This is a genomic window from Streptomyces sp. NPDC004134, from assembly GCF_042874195.1.
GTDB lineage: Bacteria > Actinomycetota > Actinomycetes > Streptomycetales > Streptomycetaceae > Streptomyces.
Genome location: NZ_JBIAMS010000003.1, coordinates 252,028 through 264,160, shown reverse-complemented (window position 1 = coordinate 264,160; position 12,133 = coordinate 252,028). Strand labels below are relative to the sequence as shown.

The following is a 12,133-nucleotide window of genomic DNA, read 5'->3' as shown; positions in this document are numbered from 1 at the left end:
ACCTGAGGTGAGGGGAGTGCCATGCGTTACGCACGACAAAGCGTGCACCGTGCGTTGTTGGCGGTGGCGGCGATCGGGCTCGTCGCGTCATCCGCCGTACCTGCCGAGGCCAAGTCCGAGGCCAAGCCCAAGTCCAAGGTCCTGATCTACACCGGGACGACCGGGTACCGCCACGCCGGCTCGATCGACGGCGGCGTCGGCCCGATCCAGAAGGCGCTGGACAAGGCCGGGATCTCATGGGTACGGGAGGACTGCGACGGCCTCGGCGGGGCCGTCGGCAACTGTGACCACCCGGACGCGAACCCCCGCGTCTTCACCCCGGAGAACCTGGCCCAGTACGACGCGATCTTCCTCTTCAACTCCTCGTCGCAGTGGCTCGGCGGCGGCCGTCCGGGCCCGCTGTGGGACGAGGAGCAGCGCGCCGCCATCCGGGGGTTCGTCAACGCCGGCGGCGGAATCGCCGCCAACCACAACGCGGTCGACATGGGCGCCGGCGTCACCACCTGGGACTGGTGGGACGGCGCGGCCGACAGCGCGGTCGGCACGCTGATGACGGGCCACGCCGCCAGCGACCTGAACAACGTCGCCACGGTACGGGTCGCCGACCGCCACCACCCGTCGACGCGCAATCTCCCCAAGGAGTTCGCCTTCGGGGACGAGCACTACAACTTCGCCCGCAGCGTGCGCGGCGACGCGCGCGTGCTGGCAACGCTCGACGAGGAGTCGTACGACCCGGGCCCCAACGCGATGGGTGAGGACCACCCGATCTCGTGGTGCAAGCGCTACGACGGCGGCCGCATCTGGGTCACCGGCATGGGCCACTTCGCGCAGTCCTACACGGAGAACGGCGGGGACAACAACCTCGTCAAGCACCTGGTCGGAGGCATCGGCTGGGCGGCCGGCAACGACGGCGGCAAGTGCACGCCGTAACCGTCTGACCGGAGCAGCCACACCCCGCCACGCATCCGCTCCACGCGAGGCCCCCCACCCACCGGGCCGGTCGTCACGCTTCACCGACGACCGGCCAACGGTCGGGGCCCCCGGGCGCCGAGGCCGCCGAGCGGGCACTCGCCGGACGGGGGCCGGCCGATCACCACAAGAACACCGCATCCTTGGCGAGCCGCCTGCGCGTCGGGGCCGGACTCACTCAACGCGATCGAAGGTGTTGAGGTCGCAGCTATCAGGGTCGCCCACGTAGAAGGCCAACCGAAGGTCATCCGCGGAGCCTTCCGCCTCCAGCGTCAAGCTGTAGCCCCCCGAGGGCCCGCGATAGTCCTTGCCGTGAATCCCCTCAAGGTCAACGGACAGAGTGCCTCGCTCCTCGCCCGCGCCGAGTTCCCACCGGCCGGTACCGGAGGTTGTCGGCTCGTCCTCCCATTCGAGCCGCCTTATGTCCGGCCAGTCGTCATAGGCGAGGACCCCGCCGGGTTCGAGCGAGAGAGAGCCGAACCGGTCACCTTCGTAGCGGCCTTCCAGATCGGCCGCGGTGACGTCGTCGCCGAGGCTGCCGATGCCGCAGCCGACGTAGTTGGCACACGACGTGAGCGAGGCGGCGAGCAACACCCCGGCGGTGATCACTGCCCCACCACGGACGAATACGACGGACGACACCTGATGATCCTAGAACTGAGCCCACGACCCGCACCCCCAGGGCCCCGAACACCGGCCGACCCAACCGGGCGCAGTTACCGAAGTTGATCGGGTGATGCCGGGGCATTCGCCTGACGTGCGGGAACGACGCCGTGCGACAGCGGCTAACACAATGAGGTGGATTGGGTCTGGTGGCCGTGTCCAGGGCGGGAGTTGAGCGTTCGGTGCCGGTGTGGAGACTCCGCCGTGGAGACTCCGCCGTGGATCGTGTCGGATGAGCTGTGGCACCGCGTCGAGCCGCTGTTGCCGCAGCGGGCACGGCGCTTCCGGTACGCGGGCCGCAATGACGTCACCCAACTGCTGCCGCTACTCGATATGATCCCGCCGGTCCGCGGCCGGGTCGGGCAGATCCAGATATCGACATCTGCTTCGTCGGTCACACGTGACAGGTTGGCCCGGAAGGCTTCCCGCCGTCGCAACCCGTGCTCGTACTGGCCCTGGGAGATCGTCTGCCCTTGCCGCACCGTGGCCGCGGACCGTTGCCGGTAGAGAGTCCCGTACCGGGGGAACCATTCGGCGTGGCTCCGTGCGGCTTCGTAGCGGTTCACCGTAGACAGGTCCGCGGCATTCTGAGCGAGGTCCGGGAACATGGGGACGCGCAGCACGCGGAAGCCTGCGGTCGACAGCCGCGCCACCTGCCCTTCGAAGACCGCGCGCGCTTCCGCTCCAGCCTGCTCCAGGTAGGGGCCGTCAGGCACGCCGAGTACGGGGCGCTTCCGTTCGGCGTCCCGCACTGGCTGCCAGCCGTTGCACAGCACGGCTGCCGCTGTCGCAGCGCCGGACAGCGTCGCTGCGAACACTCCGATGGTGTCGAGTGTCGGCACGTTGGGGATCACGCCGTCGAGCGGAGTCCGACGGGCAGTCGGCTTGAACCCACAACACCGCAGTAGGCCGCAGGTCGGATCGTCGATCCGACCGTTTGCGTACCGACGGCAAGTGGCACCATTCCCGCTGCGACAGCCGCTGCCGACCCGCTGCTGGAGCCGCCGGGAGTGTGGTCGTGAGCATGTGGGTTACGGGTCGCCCCTGGTGCGGTCATGGCGAACTCTGCCGTCACGGTCTTCCCTGCGATCAGGGCTCCGGCTTCACGAAGGCTGTCCACGACTGACTCCTGCCTGCCTGCCCTCGAACACTTCCGGGGGCACCGATGAGCCACCCCGGGTGGGCAGTCCGTCGACGTTCACGATGTCTTTCACCCGGACCGGAACGCCGAACAACGGCGGTCGAGCCCCATCTATCGGCCAGCGCTCGTGGACCAGTTGAAGCTCCCCACGAATGCGTTCCCGCCGGGCAGCGCCCGTCTCTGACTCGGCGACGAAGGCATGGATGACACGGCCCCTCTCGTCGATCCGGTCGCACAGCGTGTCAACCAGCACGGACGGCAAACCGCTTGTCTCATAGGTTCTCGATTTCACTCAGACCACACTGCCAGAGGAGTAGTAGCCCGCCACCGTGGAGGGCGTTCGTCAATAAGCTCATCAACCACGCCCCGTCCTGTCGCTGCCTTTCGGCGAGCGCGCTCACGTGCAGGAGCGGATCGCGGCTCGTATCGTCCCGAGTGCCGGGACGGTCAGCTCACGAAGGGTCCGCCGATCGCCACCAAGACGGTCAGGGCAAGGTAGCCCCCGTCGCCCAGCGCGGCTTTGGTCTCGCCACGGCGGATCCGCATGATCACGGCGCCGATCATGATCAGCGTCAGGCCGCTGGCCGCCAGCGGTACCAGTATCGGCACGATGCCGAGCAAGGCGGGCAGGACCAGGCCCACGGCACCGAGGATCTCGAGTGCTCCGATGGCCTTGACGCTGCCGGGCTTGGAGTCGAGGACCCAGCGAGCGGCGTCGGCCATCCCGGCCATCTTCTCCCGCGGGACGAGCAGCTTCCCGAGCCGGAGAAGAGGTAGACGGCGGTCAGCAGGCCGGTGGTGATCCACAGGGCGATGTTCATGGGTCTTCTCTCCGACAGCATGTCTGGGGTGGTGGCCGTGGGCGGACCCGGGGTCGTCCCGGGTCCGGCGGGAAGCCTGAGGAGGGAATGTCAGCGTCAGCGGAACTGTCCGGGCCGGTAGTCGCCACCGGGCGTCCGGGTGATCACGTTCAGCCGGTTGAAGGCGTTGATCGCGCAGATCAGGGACACCAGTGCCATCAACTGATCCTCGTCGAAGTGCTTGGCCGCGTTCGCCCACGCCTCATCGGTGACGCCGCTGGAGTCGGCGAGGCGGTCGATGCAAATCCGGCCGACCACGGTAGTCAGCCAGCCGGCCAGGTTGTCGATCCCGGCCGCGTCCTGTCGCGCCAGCCGGATCCACGCCTCCTTGCACCGCGTCCTCGGCATCCACCCGCGACCCGAGCATCCGGTAGGCGACCGCCACCAGGCGCTCGCGCTGCTGCTCGAAGGCTCCCGCCAGCGCTTCGTGCGGTCCTGATCCGGTCATGTCGTTACCTTCCTTGCACGCATTCCGTCACGGTCATGACGAGCCTGAAGGTGACGAGGTAACCGTTCGGCGTGCTTCCTGAGGGAAGCACAGCGGCGGCGACCCGTGATCGACATGTGTCACTGCTGCCCCATCCGCGTCCGAAGAGCCCCGTGATGCACGTCAGCATGGCCACCGGCGCCGACGGCGGCCGCCCGGCCGGCCCGTCGTGATCACCGGTGATAGCGAAGGGCTCGGGGCGGGATACGGTAGTGGACGACGTGACGCACGGGGTGCTGGAGCGGGCCGCGTCCTCGACGAAGGCACAGGTCAGACAGGTGCTTCGGGCTCAGATCGTGCTGGCCGCGGCCGGTGGGGCGAGCAACGGGGCAGCCTCGCGTCTACCGGGGATGAGCGTGAACACGGCACGCAAATGGCGAGAGCGCTCCGCCCAGGCTCTGACCGGAGGGCCTCAAGGGACACCGCCCGACGGCCGACCCGGCCACAGGTCAGCCGCCCCCCTGTTAACGCCCCCGGCGTGCGAAGCGGCAATCCGACACCACTCACGGCAACATTCCCTCACCACACCGACACGCTCAACGCCCACCCACGACAACCCATCCACCTCATTGTGTGAGCCGCTGTAAGGGCTTGTGCATGAGGTATGCGTAGCAGGATGTCCGCGACGCCGATCGCGGCTACGACCACGAGGTCTACCGCGACGGGTCCCGCCCGCGGCGTCGTGCCGGCCATCGCACGCCGGGGCACTCGGCACGGCACCTACCGGTGGGGCGTCAAGCGGACCTTCGCCTGGCTCCACGGCTTCCGACACCTGCGCATCCGCCGGACGCAGGGCCGACATCCACGAAGCCTTCCTCAAACTCCCCTGCTGCCTCATCACCCACCGACAACTCAGCTCGCTGCGTCAGCCGTTACAAATACCATGTTTTCCGGTCTTCCCGGGATTTTGACATTGCCACTTCTTGAGCGAGGTGAGACGATATCCCTCTGCAGGGTGAAGACATGGAACAACAAGAAGGGGAAGTAACGCCAGATGAAGCATCGCAAGCATTTAATGGTGCAATGGTGGATCACATTCGCAGCATTCTTAATACTCGCCATCGGCAGGAGTACCGAGGCTACAATCATCGCCGTCGGGATAGGAATCTGTGCCGAAATAGCTACCTTGCTGACTATTCGATCCATGAAACGTGATCTCGTACGCCAGGGAAAGAAGGTGAGCAAGAATCCGTTCGTGTTGCCCTGAGGCGGCATTCGCTCCGCCGCGTTTCTTGTAGCAGGCGAGGGTGGCGGCGAGGCCCAGGAAGGCGAGGAAGTGGTTTCCTTTTCGTTCGTAGCGGACGGTGAGGCGCCGGTAGCCGAACAGCCAGGCGATCGACCGCTCGATCTTCCAGCGATGCCGGCCGAGCCGCTCGCTGGATTCGATGCCGGGCCGGGCGATACGCGGGACGATGCCGCGGTCTCGCAGCCAGGCGAAGTGCCCGGCGGACGCGTATGCCTTGTCCGCGCGGAGCTTGTCGGGCCGCCGTCGGCGCGGTCCGGGGCGGGAGCGGACCGCCGGTATGCCGCGGATCAGCGGCGTGAGGGCGAGGCTGTCATGGGTGTTCGCGGCGGAGACTGCGACGGCCAGCGGGATGCCGCCGGCATCGGAGGCCACATGCGGTTTGCTGCCCTTCTTGCCGCGATCAGTCGGATTGCGTCCGGTCAGCGATCCCCCCTTTTCGCCCGCACCGACGCCGCATCGACGATCGCCGACGTCCAGTCCACCTCACCCCTGGCACCGAGTTCGTCCAGCACCGCCCGGTGCAGCCGGCGCCATAATCCGTCCTTCGTCCAGGCCGCGAACCGGCGATGCGCGGTCGCCGGGGAGACCCCGAACGTCTCCGGCAGGTGTCTCCGGGCACACCCGCTGGTCAGCACGTACACCACAGCCGTGAACACAGCCCGCTCATCGACCGGAGCGGTCCCACCGCCCTGCGGACGAGACGTGAACGACGGCAGCAACGGCGCGACCAGCTCCCACAGTTCGTCAGGAACCAGCCGCTGCGACAGATCGGCACCCACAGCGAGACATCATGCCGCACCGAACCACACCACGTGAGACAAGCTCTTAGGCCCCTATTATTCGCTCTATATGGTGTGGCATAACGGCGAGCACGGGGAACTCTTCGAACCGTTTCGGTATTATGGTCGGCGGGATTTGACCAGAGCAGTGGAGCGTGGCGGCCTCATTGTGTCCTGGGGTCCGTTATCGGCCATGGCGGCCGCCGTGCTGGTGACAGTGCTCGTCGTGTGGCTTGCGGTGTGGTCTCCGACATGATCGACGATCGCCTCATGAGGAAATGCCATCAGCATGCCCCGGCGCTGCACGTCGATGGCTCAACGCAATCCCACAGCTCGTCCGACACGGTCCACGGCGGTGTCCCCACACCGCACCGAACGCTCAACTCCCGCCCTGGACAGGGCAGCCAGGACCGATCCACGTCATAGTGTCAGCCGTAGCACTTCCCGCAGTAGCACTCGCCCAAGGTATAGGGCGTACACGGGCGTTCCGACGTACCTGACGAAGGGCTCCGCAACCGCTGTTGCGTGTGGCTGACAGGCGTCCGCGACCTCCTGATTCCCGGCACGGGGTCATCGCCCAGGATCCTGTCCAGGAACGCCCCCGCGTCCCTGCGCTGCTGGCGCCGCCTGGCCTGCTGTCGCTGCCGCCGCTTGGCTGCGGGATTCCTCCTTGATCCGCTCTTCTTCCCCATGCCTACAACATGCCCGCTCCCCCATGTCAGAACCAGCCCCGCAGAAGACCGATCCAGCCGGTTGTCCTCCAGGTAGTCCCGCACGCTCGTCATCGGGCAAGCCCTCCCAGACCGTCCGGTTGCGGTCGAGGAGTAGGCGCACGCGCGAAACCACTCGCGGTTGGCCGCCGGCGGCGCGATGCTGTCTCGATGCCCGCAGAGACCGCGTACCACGACGAACTCGGCGACTACTTCGCCAGGAACGCCGACACCAGCCCCTACAACGCATACACCGACCGGCCGGCGATGCTCGCGCTGGCGGGCGATGTGACGGGGCTGAGGATTCTCGATGTCGGATGCGGGGCCGGGCACTACGCGGCCGAGCTGTTGGCAAGGGGTGCCGCGGTGGTCGGGATCGACGGCAGTGCGACTCTGCTGCGTCACGCGCGGGAGCGATTGGGCGACAGGGCCGAACTGCGCGTGCACGATGCGGAGAAGCCCTTGCACTTCGTCGACGACGCATCGTTCGACGGGGTCGTGTGCGCCTTGACGCTTCACCACATCGCCAACCGCCCTCGTCTCCTCGGCGAGCTTCGACGTGTCCTGCGTCCCGGTGGGTGGCTGCTCGTCTCGACGACGCACCCTACGGCCGACTGGCGGAGGTTCGGTGGTTCGTACTACGCCGACGACTGGGTTGATCTCCCGCTCGCCGGAGGCCCGCTGGCGGTCCACTACCAGCGCATGCCGCTGGAGACCTTCCTGAACGAGCTGCTGGCCGCCGGATTCATCCTCGAAAAGCTCATCGAGCCTCGCCCGACCCCCGGGCTGCGGGAAATCGACGAAACGGCCTACGACAAGCTCCATCAGGCTCCGTGCTTCCTCGCCGTCAGGCTCACGCGGCGCTGACAGCGCGCGATGTCCACCTGCCAGCGGGCAGGCGCGACCGGACGCCACTCCCCTTGCACAAGCAGGCTTTCAGACCCGTAGCTGTCGAGCAGGCCGTTGCCGCGGCTCAGGTGGTTTCGCCGTTCGGCGTGGAGGGGGTTCCCAGGATTCGGGTGAGTGCTCCTTCTCGCTGGGTCAGTTCGTGCCAGGTGCCCAGCTCTGCGGCATGGCCGATCTCCAGGACCGCGATACCGGTGGGCGGGGCCGAGCCGCCGGAGTTGGGCGAGCAGCTCGTCGCGGAGCCGAAGCCGGATCCGGGCCCCGGCGTCCGCCGCGGCGATCCGCTGCCGCCAGGTCGGCGGCGCCCGCAGCGCGACGACGGCGACGACCGCGCCGAGCAGGGCCGGCAGCCGGTCGTCCGAGTCGCGGGCGATGTCGGCGAGTGCCGCCGCCAGGAGCGCGGCCGGCGCAACGTGGGCGGCGGTGGCGGCGGTGAGCAGCGCGGTGGCGCCCAGCAGCGGACCGGCGCGGTGCGGGCGGCGCGCAGCAGTTCGGGGTGGAGCATCACCGGCGTTCGTTCCCTGCGTGGTCCGGGTCGGCGGCCACCGAGGCGGCCGCGGCGAGATCCACATGGTCGACGCCCCCACCGGCGCGCTACGTCACACGATCCGCACACCGACTACGCTCGACGAGGGCGGACACCTCGCCCTGATCGGCCCCGACGACGGCGCCGAGGCAGACACGGTCGGCCGCTGAGAAGCGCTCCACTGCCGACGTCCGGGATTACGCCGGCCCCGGTCGGCGAGGGCGGCCGGCTTGTGGGGTGGTCCGCTCACCCCGGCGGGGCGGCGGCCGGATCCGCGGGATGCCCGGCGATTCGGCCGGCGACGTACAGCGATCGGCAGGGATGCTGAAACCAGTACATTCCACACCGATCAAGGAGGTCTCATGCCGGAGAGCATCGCGGGGATCGCCATTCCCGACACCCGGCTGGTGCGCGAGGCCACGGACCTCGTCCGCGGTGCCGCCGACGAGACGGTCTTCGACCACTCGCGGCGCGTCTTCCTGTGGGGATCGCTGAAAACGGCCGCGCGCGGGCTGGCGGTCGACCCCGAACTCGCCTATGTGGGCGGCCTCTTCCACGACCTCGGCCTGACTCCGGCCTACGCGACCAGGGACCGGCGCTTCGAACTCGACGGCGCGGAGGCCGCTCGTACCTTCCTGCTCGACCACGGCCGCACCGAACAGGACGCCCGTAGCGTCTGGCTGGCCATCGCGCTGCACACCACCCCGGAGGTGCCGCTGCAGTTGCCTCCGGAGGTGGCGGTGGTGACCCTCGGTGTGGAGACCGACGTCCTCGGCCTCGGCCTCGGCGAGATCACCGACGAGCAGCGGGCCGAGGTCGTGGCCGCGCACCCGCGCGCCGACTTCAAGAACCGCATCCTGAGGGCGTTCTACGAGGGCATGGCCGACCGCCCCGACACCACCTTCGGAACCATGAACGACGACGTGCTGGCCCACTTCGACCCCGCGTTCCGGCGGAAGGACTTCGTCGAGATCATCCGGAACAGCCCCTGGCCGGAGTGACGCCACGACCGCCGGACCGACCGGCCGCGGTTCGCGCGCGCCTCGCGGCACCGGGCCCGCCCGGTCACGGCGCGGGGTCGACCTCCAGGACGCAGTGGCGGAGTTCGTAACTGCCGATGCCCTCGATGAAACCGACCGTGGGCGGTGTCGCCATCCGCAGTCCCGGAATCGCGAACAGCCGGCTGAGGAAGATGTCCGTCTCCTGCAGTGCCACATGCGCTCCGGGGCATTTGTGCGGGCCGTCGCCGAAGGAGAGCCCGGGGGAACCGGCGCCGTCTTTCATGGCGCGCCCGGGACGGATACGGGACGGCACCTGCCCCACGGACCGTTCGTCGAGGTTCGTGCGGTCGATGAGAATGTCGATGCGGTCCCCGGTCCGCACGGTCAGCGTCTCGTCGCCCTCGCCGGGCAGGTCGAGCGGCTCGGTGGCGCGGCGCTGAAGGCGGCCGATGACCGGTTCGACACGGAGAATCTCGTTGAGCACCGCGAGCCGCCCGGCCTCGTCCGCCGCCCGATAGTGCGTCAGCAGCGCCTCGTCCGAGAACAGATGCCAGGCGGCGGCGCTGATGAACTCACGGGTGGTGACCATGCCCGCCGCGGCGAACGTGAGGCATTCCCCCAGGATCTCCTGGTCCGAGCAGCCCTCGTCGATGAGATGGGAGATGAGATCGTCGCGGCGCTCGCGGCGCCGGGCGCGCACGGCGGGCCGTACGTCGCCCAGGTAGAAGCGCAGCCAGTTGATGTTCTGCCGCGCCATCCAGTAGATGCCGTGGAAGCTCGTCAGTCCGGGCTTGCCGAACTTCTCGGGAAAGAAGCGTTCGAGCCGCTGCTTGATGCCGGGTCTGCTGTCGGTCAGGCCGATGACGGCGCAGGCCACTTCGATCGCCAGAGTGAAGGTGAGATCGGACAGCGGGGCCCGGCCGGCAGCCGTGAGGCGGTCGAGCTGGGCCTGCGTGACCCGGACCATGACGTCCCGGTAGTGCCGGTCGACGCGGCGCGGGGTGAAGAAACGGGCGGTCTGCCGACGGTGCTCACGGTGCTCGGGTCCGTCCCGGTAGAGCACCGGTCGCCGAATGCGTGACGGCATCTTCTCGACGGTTTCGATGCCGAGGCCGGCCTGGACGGTGCCGGTGCTGCGTAACACCGTACGGGCCTCTTCGTACCCCCGCACCTGCCACTGGCCGTCCCCGGCCCGCGAAACGGGGCACCCGTCGGCCGCCGGCGCCCGCTCGATCCTTCGGCACCCGTACCCCTGGTTCCCGCTGTTCTCCGCGGCCCCATCACCCACGAGCGGCACCTCCTCTTCCCTGAAGCGGATGCCGAAGTATCTTTTCCCCCGGGGGCCCCGCCGTACCCTCGCGGCGACACGAGGTCAACGAGTGCGGCAATACCCGGAACTTCACCGGGCGTGTCATCAGGCCGCCGATCGGGGCAACACTCGGCAAAACCCGAAAACCACCTTCAGGTACATGTGGTCCGTACTCTGGCGGGGGTAACAGTCGCCTGGTTCCTTGTTTTCGCCTGTCCCGCCACCGGGGGGCGGGTCTCTCGTGCACCCGGTGAGACCGCAGGCGGGCGAACGCGGGGTGTCCCTGTTCTCCGGGGTTTCTTCTGATTTCCCAGCCCACCGCGCGGATGCAGCGCGCGCTCCTGCGTGCCGGCCATCTGGCCACCTTCGAACAGATGCCCCTCCTCGTCGCCCGGCACGCCAAGACCGCGGGACTGCACCAGGCGAGGATCTTCGTGACCGACCTCCAGGGAGAAGTCCTGCGGGAGGTGACCGGGCGCGGTTCCGACGCCGGCCGGGGCGGCCAGGAGTTCAGGATCCTGGCCACCGTCCCCGGGACCGCATACACCGAAACCCGGCTGATCACGGTCCGGGCCGAAGAACAGGGCGGTTTCCGGCATTGGATTCCCCTCCTGAACGGCGCCGAACGCCTGGGGGTCATGAGCGTCGACACGGACCGCAGCAACGACGCCGAGCGGGAGGCGATCCAGGACCTGACCTCGCTGGTGTCCCTGCTCCTGGCGAGCAAGCGAACCAACAGCGACGCCTACGCCCGGCTCATCCGGACCACGATGATGACGGTATCCGCGGAGATGCAGTGGCCCCTCATGCCGCCCCGCAGCTTCTCCAACGACCGCGTCACCCTCGCGGCGGCCATGGAACCCGCCTACACCGCCGCCGGGGACGCCTTCGACTACGGCATCGCCGGCGAGACCGCCTACCTGGCGATCCTGGACGCCATGGGCCACGACACCGCGGCCGGCCTGGCCGCGAACCTGGCCATGGCCACCTTCCGCAACCAACGCCGGCAAGGCGTCAGCCTGCCCGAGACGTGCGCGGCCATCGAGGACGCACTCATCGCCCACTTCACCCACACCCGCTACGCGACCGGAATCCTGGCCGAACTCGACATGGTCACCGGGATACTGGCCTGGGTCAACTGCGGTCACCACTCCCCTGTTCTGGTCCGGGGCGGGCGCTGGACATCGGAACTGTCGTGTCCCCCGTCGCATCCCCTGGGAACGGACCTCGGCCTTCCGGTCGACACGTGCGAGGTGCAACTGGAGCCGGGCGACCGGGTTTTGCTGTACACCGACGGCATCACCGAGACCCGCGACGCCGACGGCCAGGAGTTTGGACGCGAACGCTTCGTCGATTTCGTCATCCGCCACCAGAGCGACGCGCTGCCCGTGCCGGAGACACTGCGCCGCCTCATCCACGCCGTACTCGACTACCACGACGGGAAGCTCGACGACGACGCAACCGTCCTCCTCTGCCAATGGCACGGCAACATCGACCGGCTGCCCGACACCACCTACCCGCCCACCTGAGTACGAG

At 68.4% G+C, this 12,133-nt stretch carries 8 protein-coding genes and 5 pseudogenes; 6 read left to right on the top strand and 7 right to left on the bottom strand.

What is annotated here, in order from left to right; all coding sequences use genetic code 11:
* The first annotated feature begins 42 nt into the window (after nucleotides 1-42).
* Nucleotides 43-930: a ThuA domain-containing protein gene (locus tag ACFYVJ_RS06410; RefSeq protein WP_388887105.1), complete on the top strand. Its 888-nt coding sequence runs from the start codon at nucleotides 43-45 to the stop codon at nucleotides 928-930.
* A 213-nt stretch (nucleotides 931-1,143) separates the two neighbouring features.
* Here ACFYVJ_RS06410 and ACFYVJ_RS06405 read toward each other — a convergent pair whose 3' ends face one another.
* The 5 genes and pseudogenes from ACFYVJ_RS06405 to ACFYVJ_RS06385 all read right to left on the bottom strand — a co-directional run.
* Nucleotides 1,144-1,611, bottom strand: a complete 468-nt coding sequence (locus tag ACFYVJ_RS06405) for a hypothetical protein (protein ID WP_388887103.1) — start codon at nucleotides 1,609-1,611, stop codon at nucleotides 1,144-1,146.
* A gap of 431 nt (nucleotides 1,612-2,042) precedes the next feature.
* Nucleotides 2,043-2,707, bottom strand: a pseudogene (locus ACFYVJ_RS06400) (amidase family protein); the annotation flags it as partial.
* A gap of 513 nt (nucleotides 2,708-3,220) precedes the next feature.
* A complete protein-coding gene (locus ACFYVJ_RS06395) occupies nucleotides 3,221-3,496 on the bottom strand; it encodes a DoxX family protein (protein WP_388887102.1) in 276 nt (91 codons plus the stop codon).
* A 194-nt stretch (nucleotides 3,497-3,690) separates the two neighbouring features.
* Nucleotides 3,691-3,867, bottom strand: a pseudogene (locus ACFYVJ_RS06390) (carboxymuconolactone decarboxylase family protein); the annotation flags it as partial.
* A pseudogene (locus tag ACFYVJ_RS06385) lies at nucleotides 3,862-4,081 on the bottom strand (sigma factor); the annotation flags it as partial. The pseudogenes ACFYVJ_RS06385 and ACFYVJ_RS06390, both read right to left, overlap by 6 nt.
* 666 nt (nucleotides 4,082-4,747) lie before the next feature.
* Here ACFYVJ_RS06385 and ACFYVJ_RS06380 point away from each other — a divergent pair.
* Nucleotides 4,748-5,031: pseudogene (locus ACFYVJ_RS06380) on the top strand (hypothetical protein); the annotation flags it as partial.
* A gap of 320 nt (nucleotides 5,032-5,351) precedes the next feature.
* On the opposite strand, the pseudogene ACFYVJ_RS06375 reads toward ACFYVJ_RS06380, so the two are convergent.
* Nucleotides 5,352-6,133, bottom strand: a pseudogene (locus ACFYVJ_RS06375) (IS5 family transposase); the annotation flags it as partial.
* Nucleotides 6,134-7,026: 893 nt separating this feature from the next.
* On the opposite strand from ACFYVJ_RS06375, the gene ACFYVJ_RS06370 reads away from it, so the two are divergent.
* From ACFYVJ_RS06370 to ACFYVJ_RS06360, 3 genes are all read left to right on the top strand, one after another.
* Nucleotides 7,027-7,722: a class I SAM-dependent methyltransferase gene (locus tag ACFYVJ_RS06370; RefSeq protein ID WP_388887100.1), complete on the top strand. Its 696-nt coding sequence runs from the start codon at nucleotides 7,027-7,029 to the stop codon at nucleotides 7,720-7,722.
* A 564-nt stretch (nucleotides 7,723-8,286) separates the two neighbouring features.
* Complete coding sequence (locus tag ACFYVJ_RS06365; RefSeq protein WP_388887098.1) at nucleotides 8,287-8,457, top strand: hypothetical protein; 171 nt, start codon at nucleotides 8,287-8,289, stop codon at nucleotides 8,455-8,457.
* A gap of 192 nt (nucleotides 8,458-8,649) precedes the next feature.
* The gene (locus tag ACFYVJ_RS06360; protein WP_388887096.1) at nucleotides 8,650-9,288 is read left to right on the top strand and encodes an HD domain-containing protein; all 639 of its coding nucleotides are present in this window, start codon (nucleotides 8,650-8,652) and stop codon (nucleotides 9,286-9,288) included.
* A 64-nt stretch (nucleotides 9,289-9,352) separates the two neighbouring features.
* Here ACFYVJ_RS06360 and ACFYVJ_RS06355 read toward each other — a convergent pair whose 3' ends face one another.
* Nucleotides 9,353-10,432 (bottom strand): cytochrome P450, encoded by a 1,080-nt coding sequence (locus tag ACFYVJ_RS06355; protein WP_388887095.1) that lies wholly within the window; start codon nucleotides 10,430-10,432, stop codon nucleotides 9,353-9,355.
* A gap of 491 nt (nucleotides 10,433-10,923) precedes the next feature.
* On the opposite strand from ACFYVJ_RS06355, the gene ACFYVJ_RS06350 reads away from it, so the two are divergent.
* Nucleotides 10,924-12,126: a PP2C family protein-serine/threonine phosphatase gene (locus ACFYVJ_RS06350; protein ID WP_388887093.1), complete on the top strand. Its 1,203-nt coding sequence runs from the start codon at nucleotides 10,924-10,926 to the stop codon at nucleotides 12,124-12,126.
* The last annotated feature ends 7 nt before the right edge of the window (nucleotides 12,127-12,133 follow it).